Annotated in this window: 18 protein-coding genes; 7 read left to right on the plus strand and 11 right to left on the minus strand. The window is 72.8% G+C overall.

Annotation, left to right across the window (positions count from 1 at the left end):
* Window positions 1-128: 128 nt before the first annotated feature.
* Entirely contained in the window at window positions 129-1,439 is a 1,311-nt protein-coding gene (locus B085_RS0127820) for an alpha/beta fold hydrolase (RefSeq protein ID WP_018561893.1), read from the plus strand.
* Here the strand turns inward: B085_RS0127820 and B085_RS0127825 are convergent.
* Entirely contained in the window at window positions 1,351-2,592 is a 1,242-nt protein-coding gene (locus tag B085_RS0127825) for a DUF4192 domain-containing protein (RefSeq protein WP_018561894.1), read from the minus strand. The two genes, B085_RS0127820 and B085_RS0127825, sit on opposite strands and share 89 nt — an antisense overlap.
* A gap of 154 nt (window positions 2,593-2,746) precedes the next feature.
* On the opposite strand from B085_RS0127825, the gene B085_RS0127830 reads away from it, so the two are divergent.
* Both B085_RS0127830 and B085_RS0127835 read left to right on the plus strand, forming a co-directional pair.
* Window positions 2,747-4,906: a RecQ family ATP-dependent DNA helicase gene (locus tag B085_RS0127830; RefSeq protein WP_018561895.1), complete on the plus strand. Its 2,160-nt coding sequence runs from the start codon at window positions 2,747-2,749 to the stop codon at window positions 4,904-4,906.
* A gap of 197 nt (window positions 4,907-5,103) precedes the next feature.
* On the plus strand, window positions 5,104-5,703 hold the full coding sequence (locus B085_RS0127835; RefSeq protein WP_018561896.1) for a hypothetical protein: 600 nt from the start codon (window positions 5,104-5,106) through the stop codon (window positions 5,701-5,703).
* Here the strand turns inward: B085_RS0127835 and B085_RS46290 are convergent, their stop codons facing one another.
* The 3 genes from B085_RS46290 to B085_RS0127850 all read right to left on the minus strand — a co-directional run bounded on the left by B085_RS46290 (window position 5,704) and on the right by B085_RS0127850 (window position 7,797).
* Entirely contained in the window at window positions 5,704-6,342 is a 639-nt protein-coding gene (locus tag B085_RS46290) for a hypothetical protein (protein WP_026251515.1), read from the minus strand.
* A gap of 59 nt (window positions 6,343-6,401) precedes the next feature.
* On the minus strand, window positions 6,402-7,097 hold the full coding sequence (locus B085_RS0127845) for a ribonuclease HII (RefSeq protein ID WP_018561898.1): 696 nt from the start codon (window positions 7,095-7,097) through the stop codon (window positions 6,402-6,404).
* Between the two features lie 106 nt (window positions 7,098-7,203).
* A complete protein-coding gene (locus B085_RS0127850; protein ID WP_018561899.1) occupies window positions 7,204-7,797 on the minus strand; it encodes a TetR/AcrR family transcriptional regulator in 594 nt (197 codons plus the stop codon).
* Window positions 7,798-7,907: 110 nt separating this feature from the next.
* Between B085_RS0127850 and B085_RS0127855 the strand changes: the two genes are divergently transcribed.
* Complete coding sequence (locus B085_RS0127855; RefSeq protein WP_026251516.1) at window positions 7,908-9,455, plus strand: MFS transporter; 1,548 nt, start codon at window positions 7,908-7,910, stop codon at window positions 9,453-9,455.
* 59 nt (window positions 9,456-9,514) lie between these two features.
* On the opposite strand, the gene B085_RS0127860 is transcribed toward B085_RS0127855, so the two are convergent.
* From B085_RS0127860 to B085_RS0127870, 3 genes are all read right to left on the minus strand, one after another.
* Window positions 9,515-11,161: a DUF4173 domain-containing protein gene (locus B085_RS0127860; protein ID WP_078620085.1), complete on the minus strand. Its 1,647-nt coding sequence runs from the start codon at window positions 11,159-11,161 to the stop codon at window positions 9,515-9,517.
* A gap of 218 nt (window positions 11,162-11,379) precedes the next feature.
* A complete protein-coding gene (locus B085_RS0127865) occupies window positions 11,380-12,282 on the minus strand; it encodes an ADP-ribosylglycohydrolase family protein (protein WP_018561902.1) in 903 nt (300 codons plus the stop codon).
* A 55-nt stretch (window positions 12,283-12,337) separates the two neighbouring features.
* Window positions 12,338-13,003: a phosphoglycerate mutase family protein gene (locus B085_RS0127870; RefSeq protein WP_026251517.1), complete on the minus strand. Its 666-nt coding sequence runs from the start codon at window positions 13,001-13,003 to the stop codon at window positions 12,338-12,340.
* Window positions 13,004-13,154: 151 nt separating this feature from the next.
* On the opposite strand from B085_RS0127870, the gene B085_RS0127875 reads away from it, so the two are divergent.
* Window positions 13,155-13,946 carry a VOC family protein gene (locus B085_RS0127875; protein WP_026251518.1) on the plus strand — a complete coding sequence of 264 codons (792 nt, stop codon included), beginning with the start codon at window positions 13,155-13,157 and terminating at the stop codon, window positions 13,944-13,946.
* A gap of 42 nt (window positions 13,947-13,988) precedes the next feature.
* Here B085_RS0127875 and B085_RS0127880 read toward each other — a convergent pair whose 3' ends face one another.
* Entirely contained in the window at window positions 13,989-14,597 is a 609-nt protein-coding gene (locus B085_RS0127880) for a YdbC family protein (RefSeq protein WP_026251519.1), read from the minus strand.
* Between the two features lie 321 nt (window positions 14,598-14,918).
* Here B085_RS0127880 and B085_RS0127885 point away from each other — a divergent pair, with 321 nt between their 5' ends.
* Window positions 14,919-16,346 (plus strand): MFS transporter, encoded by a 1,428-nt coding sequence (locus B085_RS0127885; RefSeq protein WP_018561906.1) that lies wholly within the window; start codon window positions 14,919-14,921, stop codon window positions 16,344-16,346.
* 105 nt (window positions 16,347-16,451) lie between these two features.
* On the opposite strand, the gene B085_RS0127890 is transcribed toward B085_RS0127885, so the two are convergent.
* A complete protein-coding gene (locus B085_RS0127890; protein WP_018561907.1) occupies window positions 16,452-17,228 on the minus strand; it encodes a GNAT family N-acetyltransferase in 777 nt (258 codons plus the stop codon).
* Window positions 17,225-18,175, minus strand: coding sequence for a helix-turn-helix transcriptional regulator (locus B085_RS0127895; protein ID WP_078620088.1), 951 nt, complete (start codon window positions 18,173-18,175; stop codon window positions 17,225-17,227). Before B085_RS0127895 ends, B085_RS0127890 begins: the two co-directional genes overlap by 4 nt.
* 624 nt (window positions 18,176-18,799) lie before the next feature.
* Here B085_RS0127895 and B085_RS0127900 point away from each other — a divergent pair.
* Complete coding sequence (locus B085_RS0127900; RefSeq protein ID WP_199789239.1) at window positions 18,800-19,810, plus strand: hypothetical protein; 1,011 nt, start codon at window positions 18,800-18,802, stop codon at window positions 19,808-19,810.
* 4 nt (window positions 19,811-19,814) lie between these two features.
* Here B085_RS0127900 and B085_RS43980 read toward each other — a convergent pair.
* Window positions 19,815-21,310, minus strand: a 1,496-nt coding sequence (locus B085_RS43980) for a serine/threonine-protein kinase (RefSeq protein WP_018561910.1), incomplete at its 5' end; no start/stop codon positions are given.

Raw genomic sequence — 21,310 nt, forward strand, 5'->3', positions numbered from 1 at the left:
CCTCCACGTCGAATCGGTCGCTCGGGCGCTGGCGCCACTACCCACGAGAACGGCCGTGTGGGCACTGGGGTCACGCGCCATCTACCGTTCCTGATCGGGAAGCTGTCCGAATCACCGGAAAGAGAGCCATGGCCGTCTACCGCCAGCCGGGAACCGTCATCACCGACCACACCTTCCAGGTGCCGCTCGACCACGCGGACCCGGGCGGTGAGCGGATCGAGGTGTACGCACGGGAGGTCGTGGCCGCCGGGCGGGAACGAGATCCGCTGCCCTGGCTGCTCTTCCTGCAGGGCGGGCCGGGCGGCCGGTCGCCGCGGCCGCTGGGCCGCGACGGCTGGCTCACCCGGGCGCTGGACGACTACCGCGTACTGCTGCTCGACCAGCGGGGCACCGGCCGTTCCACCCCGGCGAACCGCCAGACCCTGCCGCTGCGCGGGGACGCCTCGGCCCAGGCCCGGTATCTGGAGCACTTCCGGGCCGACTCGATCGTCCGCGACTGCGAGCTCATCCGCCGTGAACTGCTCGGCGAGGACGGACAGTGGAGCCTGCTCGGCCAGAGCTACGGCGGCTTCTGCACGCTCACTTACCTGTCCTTCGCCCCCGAGGGCGTCCGCGAGGCCTTCGTGACCGGCGGGCTCGCCGGCCTGCGCAGCACCGCCGAGGACGTCTACCGGGCCGCCTACCCCCGCGTGGAGCGGAAGACGACGGCGCACTACGCGCGTTACCCCGAGGACGTCGAGACGGTCCGCGCGGTCGTGCGGCACCTGCGCGAGCGCGAGGTCAGGCTCCCGGGCGGCGGCCAGCTGACCGCGGAGGCCTTCCAGGTCACCGGGATGCTGCTGGGCACGGGAACCGGCTCGCACACACTGCACTACCTGCTCGAGGACGCCTTCGTGACCGGGGGATCCGGCCTCCAGCTGTCCGACTCCTTCCTCGCCGAGGTCCAGGGGCATCTGTCGTTCGCGGGCAACCCGCTCTACGCGGTACTCCACGAGTCGATCTACGGCCAGCGCTCTGTATCGCCGAGGGCCACCGGCTGGGCCGCCGAGTCGGTTCGGGCCGAGTTCCCGCAGTTCGACGTCGACAAGCCGCTGGCGGACGACGCGCCGGTGCTGCTGACCGGCGAGATGATCTACCCCTGGATGTTCGCCCTGGACCCGGCCCTGGCGCCGCTGCGCGAGACGGCGCACCACCTGGCGCAGCACGAGGAGTGGCCCGACCTGTACGACCCGGGTCAGCTGGCGCGGAACGAGGTGCCGGTGGCGGCGGCCGTCTACCACGACGACATGTACGTGGACACGGCCGATTCGCTCGCCACCGCACGTTCCGTTCGGGGCCTGCGCACCTGGGTCACCGACGAGTACGAGCACGACGGACTCCGGGTGAGCGGCGGCCGGGTCCTCGACCGGCTGATCCGGCTGGCCCGCGGCGAGCTGTGAAAAGCGCCGCCCTGCGGGCACGTGCGACGCTCTGCCGCCGCAGGTAGCGGCGGAGCGGCTCCGGCGAGAGACCGTTGTTGACGGCGGCGTGGAGTAGCCGGGCGAAGGTGTAGTCGGGGGCGAGGTGCAGCGCGCGGCCGAAGGCAACGCGTGCCGTCGCCTCGTCCCCGGCGGACCAGGCGACCCAGCCGGCGAGCGTCAGGGGCGCGGCGGCGTGCTCGTGGTACGGCTCGACGCAGCGCCGGGCGAGCGCCCGCCACAGGCGCACCGCGGGGTCGGTGTGCGGCGGGTCCATCCACTCGGCCGCCTCGTCGCGGGTGGCGCGGTCCTGCAGCCCGAGGATCATCGAGGCGGCCTCGTCGTCGTCCAGCAGGGCGTCGTCGTCGCTGTCGGCCTCCGGCCCCTCCCCCACGGGTGTGGCGGCCCGGAAGCGCTCGAGAGCCACGCGCAGCAGGCGCAGGGTGGTGCGCCGCACCTCGTCGGAGTCGTCCCGCTCCAGCATGCGCGGCACGAGGGCGGCGGCCGCCGCGTCCAGGGCGTCCGCGCGGGCCGCGGACGCCGGTGCGCCGGGCGGCGGCGGGGTGAGGCGCTGCTCCATCTCCTTGAGGGAGCCGGTGATCCGCAGGCCCGCGTAGGCGGCCGCCGCGGCCATCACGGAATCGCCGGACTGCGTGATCCCGATGCCCTCGCGCGGGAACCGCTCCGAATCCGGGCAGCAGTAGGACCACCAGCGGCCGGAGGAGACGCACAGCGCCTCGACGACGGGGACGTCGAGCGTGCCGCAGGCGATCCGCAGCCTCTGCGCCAGCGGGCGCAGGCGTTCCGCGACCTGGTGGGGGTCTTCTCCGGGGGCGGGTTCCTGGACGAGGAAGAGCACGATCGCGTCCGGCCGTGCGCCGCGCTGCTCGCTTCCGTTCACCAGGCACTCCGCCAACTGCTGAGCGGCGCCGGGCCACTCCGCGGCGTCCCGTGGGATGCCGAGCCGGGCCCGGCCGCCGAAACGGCCGCGCTCGCCGTGCAGCGCGATCATGAGAATGCTGTCGTCGGGGTGGAAGCCGCACAGATACGGGAGCGCGGCGGCGAGTTCGGCGGGGCTGCGCAGCGTGACCTTGGGGTCGTCCGAGGGGCGGGGGGATTCGATGTGCTGAGTCATGATCCGAAGGTCCCGTACGCCGCGGATCTCCGCCAGACCCCTCCAAAACCTGTGGATAACTCGCGCATATCATCGCAATTACCTGGGGTGAGTTATCCACAGGCCGCCTCCGCGCGGTTGGCGCGGTGTCGGTGCCATCGGGTTGCATGGGGGCATGACCACCGCACTGCGCACAGCCGCCGACACGATCCTCAGCCGGCTCGTCGGGGACCCGACGGGCACCGCCCGCCTGCGCGAGGACCAGTGGCGTGCCGTCGAGGCGCTGGTCGCACACGGCCGCCGGGCCCTGGTGGTCCAGCGCACGGGCTGGGGCAAGTCGGCCGTGTACTTCGTGGCCACCGCGCTGCTCCGCGAGCGCGGCAGCGGTCCCACGGTGATCGTCTCCCCGTTGCTGGCGCTGATGCGGAACCAGATCGACGCCGCCGACCGCGCCGGCATCCGCGCCCGCACGATCAACTCGGCCAACCCCGAGGAATGGGACACGGTGCAGGCCGAGGTCGCCTCAGGAGAGGTGGACGTCCTGCTGGTGAGCCCGGAGCGGCTCAACAACCCCGACTTCCGGGATCAAGTGCTGCCCAAACTCGCCGCCACCACAGGTCTGCTCGTCGTCGACGAGGCCCACTGCATCTCCGACTGGGGCCACGACTTCCGGCCCGACTACCGCCGGCTGCGGACGATGCTCGCCGATCTCACCCCGGGCGTTCCCGTACTGGCCACGACCGCCACCGCCAACGCGCGCGTGACGGCCGACGTCGCCGAGCAACTGGGGACCGGCGACCACGAGGGCGCCCTGGTGCTGCGCGGGCCGCTGGAGCGCGAGAGCCTGTCCCTCGGCGTGCTGCGCATGCCCGACGCCGCCCACCGGCTCGCCTGGCTCGCCGACCACCTCGGCGACCTCCCGGGCTCGGGCATCGTCTACACCCTGACGGTGGCGGCCGCGGAGGAGGTCACCGCCTTCCTCCGGCAGCGCGGGCACCGGGTCGCCGCCTACTCGGGGCGCACCGAGGACGCCGACCGCCGGGCCGCGGAAGCCGCACTGCTGAACAACGAGGTCAAGGCGCTGGTCGCCACCTCGGCGCTCGGCATGGGTTTCGACAAACCGGACCTGGGCTTCGTGGTGCACCTGGGCTCGCCCTCCTCCCCCATCGCCTACTACCAGCAGGTGGGCCGCGCCGGGCGCGGTGTCGACCACGCGGAGGTGCTGCTGCTCCCCGGGCCAGAGGACGAGGCGATCTGGCGCTACTTCGCCTCGCTCGCCTTCCCGCGTGAGGAACAGGTGCGGCGCACCCTGGAGACCCTGGCCGCCGCCGGGGGCCCGATGTCGGTCCCCGCGCTCGAAACCAGGGTGGACCTGCGCCGCAACCGGCTGGAGACCATGCTCAAGGTCCTCGACGTGGACGGCGCGGTGCACCGGGTGCGGGGCGGCTGGACGGCGACGGGCCGGCCCTGGACGTACGACACCGAGCGGTACGCGTGGGTGGACCGGCAGCGCAAGGCCGAGCAGCAGGCGATGCGCGAGTACGCCACGACCTCGATGTGCCGCATGGAGTATCTGCGCCGCCAGCTCGACGACGAGGAGGCCGCCCCCTGCGGCCGCTGCGACAACTGCGCCGGGGCCCGGTTCACCGCGGAGGTCTCCCGCGAGGCCCTGGAGGCGGCGCGGGCCGCCCTCGGACGCCCCGGGGTCGAGGTCGAGCCCCGCCGGATGTGGCCGACGGGCCTGCCCGCGATCGGCATCGACCTGAAGGGGAAGATCCCGCCGGGCGAACAGGCCGCGACGGGACGGGCCCTCGGACGGCTCTCCGACATCGGCTGGGGCAACCGGCTCCGCCCGCTGTTCGCGGAGAACGCCGCGGACGGGCCCGTGCCGGACGACGTGGCGCAGGCGGTGGTGCAGGTGCTGGCCGACTGGGCGAGGGGCCCGGGCGGCTGGGCGAGCGGCGAGCCCGACGCCCCGCAGCGGCCGGCCGGCGTCGTCACCATCGCCTCGCACACCCGGCCGCAGCTCATCGCGTCACTCGGCGCGCGCATCGCGGAGATCGGCCGCATGCCGCTGCTCGGGGAGGTGGCGCACAGCGGTGACCTGGAGCCCTCGCGGGTCCCGCGCAGCAACAGCGCACAGCGACTGCGGGCGCTGCACGGGGCGTTCGCCCTTCCGCCCGCCCTCTCCGAAGCCCTGGCCGCGGCCGAGGGACCCGTCCTGCTGGTCGACGACTTCACCGAGACGGGGTGGACCGTGGCCGTAGCGACGCGGTTGTTGCGCCGTGCCGGGGTTACCACAGTGTTTCCCCTGGTCCTGGCGTTGCAGGGCTGACGCGTAGTCACCATGCGAGACGGGGGAGGGATCTAAGCGGCGGAGGGCCAGATAACAGACAGGTCGGCAAAATGACCGTTGCCGCCCGCGTGTGCGACAGGAACAATTGAGTCTGGATCCCCGCATCGGCTCTTGGAGCCCCACGACCGGCATGCCCTCGCACGCCCGGTCGCGGACGCATACCCGAAGGGAGGACCGTGGCCATCGGCTTCGCTCCGGAAACCGCATCCGTGAATGCCTCCCGCCGCGCCGGACGCCATCGCACCCTCGAGCCTGCCGAATGGACCGCTGCGGGCATCCCCCTGCTGATCAACCCGCGCGAGGTGGTCACCGACCTCCACACCCGGCACCTTCCGGCGCCCGGCACCGCCGTGGTCGCGGTCTACTCCCCCGACGAACGGCTGACGGCCAGCGCGTCGTTCGCGCAGCGTCCCCACGTCGTCGACGGCTGGGAGCGGCGCAACGCCATCCTCGCCCACCTGCGTCGGATCACGGCGGACGACCTTCGGCGGCGCAGACCGGTGCGCACCGCGGTCCTGCTCGTCTGCCGGGACGGCGGAGCGGGCTGGACCGAGGTGGACGGCGCCTGGATGTGGGGGTTGCGGGACGCCTGCTCGCTGTACGGGCTGCGCCCCGGGTCGTACATCACCGTGACCGACGAGGGCTGGCGGGTGCAGGGCGAGGACCGTACCGGACGTACCCCGAACGCCACCTCCTGGTCGGCGGCCACGAGCCGCGGCGCAGCGAGCCTGCGTCCCAGCGGGACGCCGCCCCTGCGCCGCGCGGCGGCGCGTTGATCAGGCGTTGACGCCGAGCAGCGCGTTGATCCGCTGCTGGTCGCCGCAGAGGACCAGCAGCTTCCCGGCCTTCGCCATCGCGGAGGGCAGGACACGCGCCACGGTCTCGTCGGAGCCGCCGTTGACGGCCACGACCACGACGGGCCGGCCCGTGGCGCGGTCGGCGTCGTGGGCGGCGTAGAACACGTCGTCGCCGGCGTCGTGCTGGGCCCAGTAGGACGCCTCGCCGAAGCTCAGCTCGTGCGCCGCCCAGGGGTGCTGCTCGCCGGTGGTGAGAACCAGGACCTCACCGGGAGCGCGCCCGCTGTCCAGCAGCAGGTCGACGGCCTCGTCGGCGGCGTCCAGGGCGCCGTCCACCGAAGCGGGGATGAGCTGGATCTGCGCCGACGGGTCGGCAGAGACGGAGGCCGCGGCCTCGGAGTCCCGCGGCGAACGCTGCTGCGGGGGTACGACGGACCCGCGGGCCGGACCAGGACGGCCGGGACGGGCGTTCGCCGCCGGAGCGCCACGCGGCGGCGCGGGACGGGGGCCGGGGCCCGGTACGGGGCGGGGGGTCTGCGCGGGCCGGCCGGCGGCCGGGGCTACGCGGGGACCCGGGACACTCTCGTGAATCTGAGGCTCCTCGGGGGTGAGAGGCATGTGCTGATGTCTATCAAATACGCCGGAACAACGCAGCGGCGGGTAGGTCACAACTCGGCTCAGAAATCGAACCCGAGCTGCTCACCCGTCTCCCCCGCCTCCACGGTCTCCCGGACCTTCTTCAAGTGCTGCCAACGCGGCAGCGTATCGAGATATGCCCAGGACAGCCGGTGGAGGGGGGTGGGCCCCAGCTCCTCCAGTGCCGCCCGGTGCACCGGCGAAGGGTACCCGGCATTGGCCTCGAAGCCGAACGGAGCATAGTCCACGCCCAGTTCCGCCATCATCGCGTCCCGCCGGACCTTGGCGATCACGGAGGCGGCCGCCACGGCCACGCAGGAGCGGTCGCCCTTGATGACCGTGCGCACGCGCCAGGGACCCCCGAGGTAGTCGTGCTTGCCGTCGAGTATCACCGCGTCGGGCCGCACGGGCAGGACGTCCAGGGCACGCGTGGCGGCCAGCCGCAGCGCGGCGGTCATCCCGAGCTCGTCGATCTCCTCCGGGGAGGCGTGGCCGAGCGCGAAGGAGTTCACCCATCCGCTGAGCACGGCGGCGAGTTCGTTGCGGCGCTTGACGGTGAGCAGTTTGGAGTCGGTGAGCCCGTCGGGGGGCCGTCGCAGGCCGGTGACGGCGGCGCACACTGTGACGGGCCCGGCCCAGGCGCCCCGTCCGACCTCGTCGACACCCGCGATGACCTTGGCGCCGAGGGTCGCGCGCAGCGAGCGTTCGACGCTGTGGGTTGGGGGTTCGTGGACCATGGCAAGGCTTAGCCTACGCTCCAGCGTTGGGCCGCCTCGGAGCAGGTCCGGGAAGCCGGTGGGGGGCGGTGGCGGTGACGGCCGGGGGCCGGTCCCGGCGGCCGCGTCAGGGGCGCAGCAGGGGCAGCATCACCTGGTCGACGATCTCGATGAGGTCCTCCTCGGTGATCTCCCGGCCGCCGATCTTCGACCGGTACATCATCAGCGCGGGCACGACGTCGGCGACGATGTCGCCGGTGGCGTCGGGCCGCACCTCCCCGCGTCCGATGCCGCGCCGGACCACGTCCAGGATGCGCTGCTTGGTGGGCTCGACGACCCCCTCCATGATCAGCCGAACGAAGCAGTGGGCGGCCTCCTGGTCGCACTCGTCGATCACCGAGCGCAGGGCGAGCCCCCCGCGCGAGTACATCGCCTCGCGCATCCGCAGCACGAGGAAGACCAGGTCCTCCCGCAGCCCGCCCAGGTCCGGGACGTCGGGGACCTCGGGGAAGGCCGTCTGCAGGGCGTCCGCGACCAGGGCCTGCTTGGACGGCCAGCGGCGGTAGACGGCGGCCTTGCCGGTCTGGGCGCCGGCGGCGACGCCCTCCATGGTCAGCCCTCGCCAGCCCACCGTGCTCAGCTGCTCCAGGGCGGCCCCGAGGATCGCCCGCTCCAGAACGGGCCCGCGACGACGGGTCCCCGCTCCCTGCGACATGGCCATGCCACCTTCTCATTCGCTCTCCAGTGAACGCTTGCGTTCACTACAACCATCACCCTACTGTCGTACACAGTGAACGCCATCGTTCACTAAGTCACCGACTGGGGGACCTCGTGACGACCGGACAACTCACCTCACCACGAAAGCCCGGAGCCGCGCGGCGCGACGGCAGGCCGGCCATCGCACTCGCGGTGATCGCGGCCTGCCAGCTCATGGTCGTGCTGGACGCCACCATTGTGAACATCGCGCTCCCGCACATCCAGGACGCGCTCTCCTTCTCCACCACCGACCTGTCCTGGGTGCTCAACGCCTACACGCTCACCTTCGGCGGCCTGCTGCTGCTCGGCGGGCGCGCGGGCGACATCCTGGGACGGCGCAGGGTGTTCGTCTTCGGCATCCTGCTGTTCTCCCTCGCCTCGCTGCTGGGGGGCTTCGCCCAGGAACCGTGGCAACTGCTCGCCGCGCGCTCCCTGCAAGGCGTCGGGGGCGCGATAGCCTCGCCGACCTCGCTGGCGCTCATCACCACCAACTTCCCCGAGGGCCCGGCACGCAACCGGGCCTTCGGTGTGTTCGCCGCGGTGTCCGCGGGCGGCGGCGCCGTGGGGCTGCTGGCGGGCGGCATGCTCACCGACTGGCTCGACTGGCGCTGGGTGTTCTTCGTCAACGTGCCCATCGGCCTCCTGATCGCCTTCCTGGCGCCGCGCTTCATCAGCGAGTCGGAACGGCACCCGGGGCGGTTCGACATCGCCGGAGCCGTCACCTCGACGCTCGGCATGGCCTCGCTCGTCTACGGCTTCATCCGCGCCGCCCACTCCGGGTGGCGGGACGCGCTGACCCTGCCCTCGTTCGCCGCCGCCGTCCTGCTGCTCGGCGCCTTCGTGGTCATCGAGCGGCGGGCCCGGGAGCCGATCACCCCGCTGCGGATGTTCGCCGACCGCAACCGCTCGGGCACCTATGTGATGATGCTGAGCCTGGCCGCGGCCATGTTCGGCATGTTCTTCTTCATCGTCATCTTCGTTCAGAACGTGCTGGGTTACAGCCCCATCGCGGCGGGCTTCGCCTTCCTGCCGGTCACAGCGGCGATCGTCACCGGCGCCGGGCTGTCGACCCGCTTCCTGCCGGTGCTGGGACCGAAGCCGTTCCTCGTCGCCGGCTCCGCGCTGACCGGTTCCGGGATGGCGTGGCTGACCCAGGTCGACCCCGGCAGCAGCTACGTGGGCGGGGTCCTCGGCCCGATGCTGCTCTTCGGCTTCGGCATGGGCCTGAACTTCGTCACGCTGACCCTGACGGCCGTCTCCGGCGTCGCCCAGCACGAGGCCGGGGCCGCGTCCGGGCTGCTCAACGCGATGCAGCAGGTGGGCGGCTCGCTCGGACTGTCCATCCTGGTGACGGTGTTCGGCACCGCGAGCCGCGACAAGGCCACCGGTCTGCTCCCGGACTTCCTCGCGCACTCCACGCCGGAGCAGCAGGCCGCCTTCCGGCAGACCCACGAACTGCCGCCGCCGTGGGGCCACGAGGTCCTGGCGCACGGCATCTCGACCGCCTTCTACGCGGCCGTGGGGCTGGTCGCGCTGGCGCTGGTCACGGCGTTGTCCGTGATCCGGGTCCGCAAGAGCGACCTGGAGGCGCTCAGCGGCAGCGCGGGCACGCCCGCGGCCTGACGCCGGCGCCGCCGCCCGGCCCGAGGGGAGGCCGGGGACGGCGGCACACGGCGTGCGTGTCACGGGAAGACGGGGTCGCGCCACTCGTCGTAGAAGCCCTCCAGCCCCGCCGCGTCACAGGGCCGGTAGCCGGTCCGCGGCGGACGGTCGTCGAGCAGGGCCCTCGCCCGGACCTCGCCCAGGCTGGTGGTGTACCAGGCCTCGGTGCCGTCCTCGTAGAGGTGTTCCACGATCTTCTCCAGGGCGCAGGAGCGCTGCGGCTCCGGCAGTTCGTCCAGCTCCGGGACGGCGTCCGCGGAGAGGTTCCGCAGATACGCCAGGTCGATCTTGCCGGTGCTGCCGAAGCGGCTCACCTGCTGGTCTGCGATGAGCGAGTCGGGCGACACCAGCCCGAAGGCGAGGACGGACGCCGCCGCGCTCACCACCACCGCGCGCGGCAGCCGGCGCGCGCCGAACACCCCGGCCGCCATGATGAGGACGATCAGCAGCCCGAGCCACAGCTCCACCCCCGCCACCGAGATCCGCAGCCGCGTCAGCCCGTAGGCGTCGACGTACAGGTCCATGCGGCGCAGCGCGGAGGCGACCACGACCAGGGTCAGCACGCAGATCGTGCCCAGCACGGAGCGTACGAGCAGCACGTCCCGGTCGGAGCCGCGCGGCGCCCACCGCAGGGCGAGGCCGATCACCACCACGGTGAGCAGGGTGACGACGAGCAACTGCCAGAAGCCCTGCCGGGCGTACTCCGCGTAGGTCAGCCCCGTCTTGGCGAGCACCTTCTCGTAACCGCCGAACAGCACGGCGAGCTGGACGGCGTTGAAGGCGGCGAACAGGACCGCGAGGACGACCAGCGGCAGCGCCCACTCGGCGCGCCGGCGGGCGCGCCCCGGCTTGACCTTGATCCGGTCCCAGCGGCGCGGCGCCGCGGCGGTCCACGCCGCGCAGAGAGCAAAGAGCGTGCCGACGACGAGGAGCAGGACGCGCAGCGGTGCGTCGGTGACGGTCACGTCGGGCATGAGGTCGGCCAGCAGATCCGCGAACGCCGCGTCGGCCCCCGCGAAAAGCGCGCCGAAGACGACCAGGAGCACGACGGTCACGCCGACGGTCTTCAGCATCGGCAGCACCCGGCCGCGGTCGCGGCCTGCCCGCTCGCGCAGCCCGCGCAGCGCCCAGCCGATCGCGGGCACCGGAGCGAACCACAGTCCCGCGCCACCGAGCAGGACGCCCGGCCAGCGGCGGCAGCCGTGCAGGGCCAGCGAGCCCAGGAAGGCGGCCGCGACGACGGCCAGGAACGACGGCCACCACGCGTCCCTCAGGGCCGGGATCAGTAGCAGCGTCAGACCGGCCACCGCCCAGACCGCGGGCCAGGGCCGGAGCCGCCGGCCGTGGTCGAGGGCGGCGACGGCGGCCGCGACGGCGGCCGGAACGGTGACCAGCAGCAGGTTGATCCCCAGGCCGCCGCGGAGCAGGGCCGCGGTCAGCACACCGGTGAGCAGCGCCGTCCAGAGCACGGCGGGCCGCACGGTGCGCGGGGTCCGCGGCCGGCTCGCGGTCACCCACGCCGGCGGTGGAGGCGGCGGCGGGGGCGTCCATTGACGCGTGTAGGGCGCCGGGTGGACGGGTGGACCGTGCTTGCGCGGCGGCGCCTGCGGATGTGCCTGCGCGGGCGCCTGCGCCGCCGGTGCGGCGTCGGACGGCGTGTCGGACATGAGAACCCCTCCCCGCCGGTCGTGCGGCGGCCGGGGCTGCGCGCGGGACCGGTACTCGACTGCGCGGCCGGCGAAGATCAGCCGGACGGCGTGGCCGACAGGCTAGGCGCGCCGGCCGTCCCGGCGAACGCGAGGCGGGCCCGCCGGCCCAGTCTGTGACAGGGCCGTGACAATGGAGAGGGGTTGCCGGGCCCACGGGCGGGGGCGACGGGCGCGGTTCAGCGGCCGGGCAGCCATTCCGGCAGCGGCTCGCAGCGCTCCTGCCACGCGCGCGGGGGCTCGCCGCCGGCCCCGGCGGCGATGATCCCGCCGACGATGGCGCAGGTGGTGTCCACGTCGCCGCCCGCGCGGGCGGTGGTCCAGAAGGCGCCCACATAGTCGCCGAGGCCCCTGGCGGCCGACCACAGGGCGAAGGGGACGGTGTCGTGGGCGCTGGTGCGCCGGCCGTTGCCGAGCACGGCCGCGACGGTGGCGACGTCGTCGTAGTCGAGCATGTCCACGGCGCGGCGCAGCCCTGCGTGCACGGCGCTGCGCGGCAGCAGCGCCACGACGCGGGTGACGAGGTCCGCCGGGTCACCGGGGCCTGCCGGGTCCGCGGCGAGCGCGGCGGCGGCCGCGACGGCCATCGCGCCGACGACGGCCTCGCGATGCTGGTGGGTGGTGTACGCCGACAGCTCGGCCTGCTCGGCCGCCTTCTCCGGCTCGCCCGCGTACCAGGCGCCCAGGGGCGCCACGCGCATCGCGGCACCGTTGCCCCACGAGCCCTGCCCGTTGAACATCTCGGCCGCGAGGGTGCGCCAGTCGGCGCCCTCCTGCCGGATCAGCCGCAGCATGCGGTTGACGCCGGGGCCGTAACCGCGGTCGAAGTCGTGGTGCGCCGCGAAGGAGGCGGCCAGGGCGTCCTGGTCGATCGAGCCGTGCGAGTCCAGGACCGCGACGACCGAGCACGCCATCTCGGTGTCGTCCGTCCACTGCCAGGTTCCCGGTGGCAGCGTGCGGCCCTGCAGTGCCGGGTAGTGCGCCGGCACGAAGAACTGGGAGCCGAGGGCGTCGCCCAGGGCGAGACCGCGCAGGCTGGACAGTGCGCGGCGGCGTGGAAGGTCATGCGGGTCAGCGGTCATGGCGGGAGAACTCTGACATCCGGTGCCACCCGGGTCAATCGTCCTGTGCGCAATCTCACCCGTGATATCGCGCCAGGCCGGAGTCGGTGGTCCGCCAGCGGGAGAAGGGCCGGTCGAGCCGGTACCGGCCGTCGGGCTCCGCGAGCAGCATCCGCGTCTCGCCGTTGTCGGGGTTCGACAGGCACTCGAACTCGTCGACGGTCCAGTGGAACCACCGCATGCAGAACAGCCGCATGGTGAGCCCGTGCGTGACCAGCAGCACGTTCGGCGGGAACTCGGGCTTGTCGAATGCGCGGTAGAGCGTCTCCAGGAAGGACCCGACGCGGTCGTAGACGTCCGCCCCGGACTCGCCCTGGGCGAAGCGGTAGAAGAAGTGGCCGTAGGCGTCCCTGGCCTTGCGCTGCCGCTGCACGTCCTCGGCGTCCTGGTAGTTCCCCCAGTCCTGCTCGCGCAGCCGGGGCTCCTCCTTGGCCCGGGTACGGCAGGGCTCCAGGCCGAGCAGGTGGAAGGTCTGATGCGTCCGGCGATATGGCGAGACGAAGGCCTGCACCCGCTCCTCGCCGAACAGCTCCCGCAGCTCCCGGCCGGCCGCGCGGGCCTGCTCCTCGCCCCTGCCCGTGAGGGTCAGCGCGTGGTCGGGCACCCGCTCGTAGATCGTGTCGTCGGCATTGCCCTGGGACTCTCCGTGCCTGATGAGCACTATGCGACGCGGTCGGGCCATGGCCTCACTGTAATTCGTGGGCGCGAGCGAGGTCGCGGCGGGCGCCCGCCGCGTCCACAGGCCGGGCGTCCCCCGCTGCGATTGTCGGTGGCGCACCTCAGACTCAGCATGAAGAGGGGAGCGCCTTCGCGCGCCACGGTTGGAGGCCGCCATGAAGACCACGTCGTTCGTCCCCGGCACACCCTGCTGGACCGATCTCAGCAGTCCCGACATCGAGGCCTCGCGCGCGTTCTACGGCGGTCTGTTCGGCTGGGACTCCGAGGCGGGCCCGCCGGAGGCCGGCGGGTACACCTTCTTCAGCCTGCGCGGCGAGCAGGTGGCGGCCGTCGGCCCGGTGATGGCCGAGGGGGACCGGCCCCGGTGGATCACCTACATGGCCACGAGCGACGTGGCGGACACCGCCAAGGCGGTCGAGGCGGCGGGCGGCTCGGTGTCCGTGCCGCCGATGGCCGTCTTCGACCAGGGCAGCTTCGCTCAGTTCACGGACCCGCACGGGGCGGAGTTCGCCGCGTGGCAGCCGGGCCGGTTCGGCGGCGCGGGCCTGCTCGACGAGCCGGGCGCGCTGTGCTGGATCGAACTCAACACCCGGGACGTGGACGGCTCCCGCGCCTTCTACCGGAACGTCTTCGGCTGGACGGGCGAGACCCACCCGTTCGCCGGGGACAGCTCCTACACCGAGCTCGAGGTGGAGGGCACGGGCCGGAGGTTCGGCGGCATCCTGCTGATGAACGACGCCTGGCCGCAGGAGATACCCCAGCACTGGATGCACTACTTCTCCGTCGCCGACACCGACGCGGCCGCCACGCGGGCCACCGAGCTCGGGGGGAGCGTCTCCGTGCCGCCGTTCGACCTCGATCACGTCGGACGGGTCGCCGTCCTCGACGATCCGCACGGCGCGTACTTCTCGGTGATCACCCGCCCCGCACAGGGCGCGTCGGGCTGATGCGCCGGACGGCTCCCGGGCGCGTCTTCGGTCACCGTGCCGTCATATCGACCAGGACTGCTCCAGGTCGACGACGTCACCGGCGACGGTGAGCACGTCGGCGTCGAGCTCGGCCCGTTCGGACAGCCGCAGGATGGAACCGTCCCGGTACTTCGCGTGCTCGGAGGCCGAGTCCCATATCGACAGCACCAGGAAGTCGGACTCGGGTCCCTGCGCGAAGACCCCGCGCAGCATGCCCGGGGAGCCGGCCATGGCCGGGTTCCACACCTTCTCCTGCATCAGCACGAAGTGCTCGACGCGGTCCGGCCGCACCTTGCAGTGCGCCAGGCGCAGCAGGTCGCTGTCGGCGAAGCGGGGCCGGAAGCCGACCTTGACGTCGAGGCGGTGCTCGAAGAGCTTGACGCCGAGGCTCTCGTAGGTTCCGGCCTGGGCGGCCGCGAGGCGGTCATGGGGGCCGGCCATGAAGGCGTCGTAGTAGTCGCGGTCCTCCCAGAACGCGAAGAGGTGCGCGACGCCCGGCTGGCTGCGGCTCCAGCCGCCGCCCTGCCCCCGGAACCCGGGCTCCCCCATGAGCCCGTTGGCCCATTTCCGCTGCCCACGCTCGAATCCGGCGCGATCGACGATTCCGCAGCGAATCCACTTCACCAGCACCGCGCCATCCTATGGCCCGCCGGCGGCCCTTCCGCCTCATCGAAGTGCCAACTCGCTCGAACGGGAGACGAATCGATCACGACAGGAACCCCTCGGAACCGCGCCCGCTCGTCGAGGGCCTCGCCACCGGCACCGGCGCCCTGCCCGCGTACACGGCTCGGCCGTCCTCACCGGACCCCGAAAAGAAGGGCCGAAACAAATAGTCCTCAAGAAAACCATCTGCTAGCGTCTTACCTGGCTCCCCGACGACCAGGAGACGACTCCATGTCCTTACGCCCGTGGCACCTCAAGCACCCACAGCTCTCATCGACGGCCGCGCCCATGCCGGCCACCCCGGGCCGCCGCTCCCGCGGGCCGGCTCTCGCCGTCCTGTGCGCCGGAATGCTGATGATCATCCTGGACGGCAGCATCGTCACCGTGGCGCTCCCCGCCATCCAACGCGACCTGCGCTTCTCCCCGGCCGACCTGACCTGGACCGTCAACGCGTACATGATCGCCTTCGGCGGGCTGCTCCCGCTGTCCGGACGACTCGGCGACCTTCTCGGGCACAAGCGGATGTTCGTCGCAGGGCTGGCCGTCTTCACCGGTGCCTCGCTCCTCTGCGGCGTCGCCACCGGCCAGGCCGTGCTCATCGGCGCCCGCTTCCTCCAGGGCATCGGCGGCGCGATGACCTCCGCCGTCAGTCTCGGCCTGCTGGTCACGCTCTTCCCCGAACCCCGCGAACGCGGCCGGGCCATCGGTGCGTTCAGCTTCGTCGGCGCCGCCGGGGCCTCGATCGGCCAGGTGCTCGGCGGAATCCTCACCCAGGCCGTCAGCTGGCACTGGATCTTCTTCATCAACCTGCCCATCGGGCTGGCGGCCGTGCTGCTGGCCGTCCGCGTGCTGGAGCCCGACCCGGCGCGTCCCCCGGCCCGGGGCGCCGACGCCCTCGGCGCGCTCCTGGTCACCACCGGCCTGATGACCGGGGTCTACGCGATCGTCCAGACGGGCGGCCACGGCTGGGCCTCTACGCGCACCGTCCTCCTCGCGGCCCTGACCCTCGCGCTCCTCGCGGCGTTCGTGCTGCGCCAGGCGACCGCGGCGTCCCCACTGCTGCCACTGCGCATGTTCCGCTCACGCGAGGTCTCCGGGGCCAACCTCGTCCAGATGCTGATGGTCTCGGCCCTCTTCGGCTTCCAGATCCTGATGGCGCTCTACCTGCAGAACGTCCGGGGCTACGGTGCCGCCGCGACGGGACTGGCGATGCTGCCCGCCGCGCTGAGCATCGGCACCGTCTCACTGCTGCTCTCCGCCCGGCTGGGCGCGCGCTTCGGCGAGCGACGCGTCCTACTCTGCGGGCTCGCCCTGCTGGTGGCCGCGCTCGGCCTGCTCACCCGGCTGCCGGTGCACGCCGGCTACGCCGCCGACCTGCTGCCCACGATGCTGCTGGCGTCCGGCTTCGGCCTCGCCGTCTCGGCTCTGACCGTGCTCGGCATGTCCGGCGCGGGCCCGGAGGACGCGGGCGTCGCCTCGGGCCTGTTCACCACCACCCAGCAGGTGGGCGGCGCCCTCGGCGTCGCCGTCCTGTCCACCCTCGCCGGCTCCCGCACCCGCACCCTCGCCGCCGACGGGCACGACGCCGCGGCCGCCCTCACGGGCGGCTTCCGCCTCGCCTTCGGCACCGGTGCGGTCCTCCTGGCGGTGGCCTTCGTGCTCGCGCTGGTGATACTGCGACCGCGGCGCGGGCGGGACGCCCCGGCGCAGGCCTGACGGCGGGCGGCCGGGCCCGCCCCGCGGGTCCGGCCGGTCGTCCCTTCACAGCCCGCCGGGCTTCCGTTCCCGCCCCTCACGGGGCTGCGCGTACGACGCCGCCCGTCACTCCTGCGCAGGGGCCGAGAACACCGACAGGTACTCCTCGGTGCGGAAGCCGGCCGACGCGTACACGGGCTCGCCCATCGCGCTCGCGTAGAGGTACGCCGTGGGGGCGCCCGCGGCATGCCCCGCACGCACCAGCTCCATGGTGACCGCCCTCCCGTGGCCGCGCCGCCGGTGACCGGGGAGCGTGGAGACGTTGAAGATGCCGTTGAGGTCGCCGCGCACCGCCGTCATGCCCGTCCCGACCGGAACGCCCTCCACCTCCGCCACGTAGAACGTGACCCCCTCCAGGGCGCCCATGGCCGGATCGGCGAACAGCCCGAACACCTCCTGCGACACCTCGAAGCCCTCCGCCATGACCGCCGCGTACAGGCCGAGTTCGGCAGGGCTCACCGGGCGCACCTTCAGCGAGTCGTCGGCCGGTTCGGCCGGCATTCCCCGGTCGGGGTGCCTGACCATGAGCGGACTGCGGTCGAGGCGGGTCAGACCGTGCCGTGCCGCCTCGTCCGTGACAGTGCGTCCCGGTACCCCGCGGACCTGGATGCTCCACGGGACCTCCCACGGCTCGGACTCCGCCAGCGCGGCGATGTCGTCCGCGAGTGGTTCGGGGCTGGGGCTGAACACGCCGTTCAGCGAGGCGACCGGCGCCCCTGACACGGCCAGCACGGCGCCGCCCCGGCCCCTTCGGGTACGTCCGGTGGCGACCGTCGCCAGGCCTTCCACGAGATCGGCGTAGGCGGTCGCGATCCGCCCCAGCGGGTTCCGCGCTTCGGTCATGGGGAACCGACCTTTCTTTGGTTCTTGAGATAGGCGGCCGGCGTGGCCCCGTACACGGACTTGAAGTGCCTGATGAAGTGGCTGGCGTCCGAGAAGTGCCAGCGTGCCGCGACCTCGGACATCCCGGCCGTGCTGCCGCGGGCCACCAGCTCGTCGTGCGCCTGCTGCAGACGGCGCCGCCGGGCGAACGACATGACGGAGTCGTTCGACGCCGAGAAGCACCGGTGCAGCGTCCGCAGGGACACCCCGACGCTGCGGGCGACCATCGGGGGCGACAGGTCGCCGCTTTCGAGGTTCCGCTCTATGACGTTCCTGGCGGCGGCCACGACGGCCTGCGGATGGTCACCCAGCCCCGAACCCGGCCGTTCGGAGATGATGCGGGAGAACAACGTCGCACAGGCGTCACGGGCCATCTTCCGCGCGGCCGCCGACCTCTCCAGCTCGCCGCTGCTCCTCCTGACCGCCTCCAGGAAGTTGAGGAAGAAGCGGACCTCGGGAACCTCGGCGTGCGACACGTACGCCTGGCCCAGCGCCCTTGGCGACCCGATCCGGGGGATCACGAGGTTTCGGGGGACGGATATGACGTGCGCGGTCGTCGCCGGCGCGCACGAGAACTCCCAGGAGGCCTTCGTGTCGCGGATGCATATCTGCCCGGGCCCGACGGAATGCCTCGTCTTCCCGTCCTGGAACTCGATCCAGCCCGAGGTCACCAGGTCGGCGACGATCGGGTCGCGGTCGAGGTTGTTCCCCGACACCCCGGTCAGTGAATCGCAGTAGACCTGGGCGGAGAGCAGTCCGTCGATGAGGTGGCCGCTCGCGACGAAGCGGAAACCGCGGGTGACGGCGAAATGCGGGACGGAAAGGCGAATGAGGTGCGAGAACGGGCCGCGCTCCCAGTCCAGGAAATGCCGTTCGGAGGCCCGGGCCTGCTCGGCCGTCAAGCTCATGTCGGCCCGGTAATCTACGGAACCCTCGCGATGCTGCGCGCAGTCCACCGCACCCGCCAATCGCTGATCTTTCACCTGCGCCCTCTCGCCGGGTGTCCGCGCCGAGGCCGCCACCCGGATGACAACGTTATCCGATTCCGGATCGGTAATGCGCGGACCATCCGCGGCCGGTCATCGGAATCCCGAATGAAATGCCACGTTCCATCGCGGTCGACGAATCAGCCGGGCCTCGTTGCCCACCGGGTCCGTCCACGGCCGCGATCGCCACGCCCGAGACGCACGTGCCTGCGCCCGCGGCCCGATCGGGGCGACGCAAGGCACGGCGCGGCGCGGCCCACGACATCATGGCCCATTCGACGCCCCCCGAATAGTACGGCCGTGCCAGGCCCCGTACGAGAAGGGCGGCGCCCGGATTCCATCGCCGCCGGTCCGGCCCGACGGCGATGCCGCGGCCGAGGGAACACACGGGAACCGGGCACCCGCCCTCCCGGAATGGAAATTCCGTGCCAGGGATGGAAAGAGAGCGCCAATTCGACGGAATCACGACAGGAACTTGCCTGAGGTTCCCTCAGAATGCTTGCATCAGCGCCTGGTTCAGGATGACGTCGAAGGGGACAGCACGCGATGAATCCGGCTGTGTCGATCCACCAGGTGCGCATCGCCCTGGCCGTGCTCAGCCTCGCGCTGTTCGTCCAGACGGCGTCCTGGCTCCTGTACGACATCGCCGCTCGCGGTCTGCCCGGCGCGTGGTCGGCGTGGACGACCGGTGACGCACCCGGCCTGGCGGCGACGACGTCCCTGGACCTGGGTCTGGCGGCACTGCAACTCGCGGCCGGCCTGGCGGCGCTCCACCGGACCCGTGGCGCCGGCGGGTTGCTTCTCGCCGCGTGCGCGGGGACGCTCGGTTTCCGCCTGCCCGCGGTCTGGTACGTCCTCCTCGACTCCCCCTCCGACCCCTGGTTCGGCACCCTCGAAGGCCCTTCGGTGAAGGCCGTCGGCGCCACCGCCGTCCTCGCGGCGGTGCTCGCCCTCGTCCTCGCCGCGCTGCTGTTCCTGGCGCGGCGGATGGAGTACGAGGCCGCCGCCGCGGAGGCGGCGTCCGGCGGCGGGACCCGCCCGGTGAAGGTCACGGCGACCGCCTCTGGGCTGCTCCTCGCGGTGCTGAACGTCTTCTACATCGGCAGGAACGCGGTGACGGCGTTCCAGGTCGGCCCCGGCACGCTCGGCGACCTGCTTGTCGGCAAGGGCACGGGACGGGCGGTCCTCGGCGTCTCCGCCCCGTACCAGTGGGCCTGCCTGACGGTGCTGTGCGGGGCCGGGATGCTGTTCGCCGCCCGGCGCCGCCCCGTCGCGACCGGGTTCTCCGTGGGCCTGGCGCTGTTCATGATGCCGTCGGCGTTCACGGAGCTGTGGGCGTACGCGGTGGGCGCGGTGGCGCAGACCCCGCTGGACACCTCCCAGGACCTGCTGGAGTTCGTGGGTTCGGCGGCCGTGGTCGCCCTCGTCGCCGGGGACCTCCGCCGCGATCGCCGTCCGGGCGTCCGTTTCGCGGACGGCGCCGTGCCCTCGGTGCCGTCCGCGGGGGACCCGGTCGGCGTCGCCCCGGGGCACGACGACGGGTCCCGCGACGGGTGACGACTCAGCGCGCGTCCGGCCGGAACCCGGCGACGGCGTTGTCGAAGACCGGCCGGTAGGAGCCCCAGCGGTCGGACGGTGCGGAGAGGTAGACCGTGAACTCCTGCTCGCCGGGCCGCCCGAAGCCGAGGTCGACGGCCCGGAAGTCGCGGGCCTTGCCCTGGAAGGTGAACTCCCATATCGCGGCGGGCCGCCCGCGCCAGCGGGTGCTCTGCATCCGCAGCCGCTCGTAGCCCTCCAGGTCCGGGACCATCTGCGCCTCGACGTCCTCGAAGTGCCGGAGCGGGCTGGGTCCCGCGAAGTCGAGCGCGGCGACCCGCAGGCCCACCAGTCCCGTGGGGTCGACGTAGACGAACTGCCGCCCGTCGTCGCTCACCTGGCGCTTCCAGCCGTCCGGCACGGGAACGGAGAAGCCGCGTTCCCGCTCCGCGGCGAGGTGGTAGCCGTCCGGGACCGGGGGCGGCGTGTACGAGGGCGTCGGCGACGCGGAGGGCACGGCCGAGGCGGAGGCGGCGGACGGGTGCGGCGTGGTCACCCCGGACGAGGACGGGGACGGGCCCGCCGCACCGTGGCGCGGCTCGCCGAGGAGCGGCACCGCGTAGTAACCGCCACCGGCGAGGACGGGCACCAGGAGGGCGGCCGCCCACAACGAGGCACGGCGCCGGCGGGCGTGCGGCGGGGAGAGAGGGGCAGGCAGGTGAACGGGAGAGGTCACAGGACCGCCGGCCCGCGACCGCCCGGCGGGGGCCGGCCCGGCCAGGGAGGCGAGGCTGTCGCGGGGGACGCTCTCGGTCTCGGTCTCGGCGGCACCGGCCCGCAGCAACCGCTCGGCCTCCTCCGCCGACAGCCGCCCCCGCGGCTCCCGCACCANCAGCCCCGCGATCACCGGCCCCAACGCCCCCGCACGCNCCGCCACCGGCACCTCGTCCGTCGCGATCGCATANGCCGTCTCGATCGCCGTGTCCCGACGGAACGGCGAACGCCCCTCCACCGCCTGGAACAACGTCGCCCCCAACGCCCACAGATCCGACTCAGGACCCGGCACACCACCGGTCAACCGCTCCGGCGCCAAAAAGTCGATCGACCCGATCAACTCACCCGTCCGCGTCAACGTCGACGTCCCCGACGCCTGCGCGATCCCGAAATCCGTCAGCACCACCCGGCCCGACTCCGCCAGCAGCACATTGCCCGGCTTCACATCCCGATGCAGCACCCCCGCCCCATGCGCCGCCCGCAACGCCGCCACCATCGCCCGCCCGATCCGCGCCGCCTCCCCCGGCCCCACCGGACCCCGCTCCTTNAGCAGATCACCCAGCGTCGTCGACGGCACATACTCCATCACGATGACCGGCAGACCCTCGTCATCCACCACGTCATGCACGACCACCACATTCGGATGACTGATCCGCGCCGCGCTGCGCGCCTCCCGACGCGTCCGCTCGAACAACGTCTCCAGCTCGTCGTCCTGCAGATGCGGCTGCGGCGGATGCAACCGCTTCA

The sequence above is a fragment of the Streptomyces sp. BoleA5 genome, from assembly GCF_000373665.1.
Classification (GTDB): domain Bacteria; phylum Actinomycetota; class Actinomycetes; order Streptomycetales; family Streptomycetaceae; genus Actinacidiphila.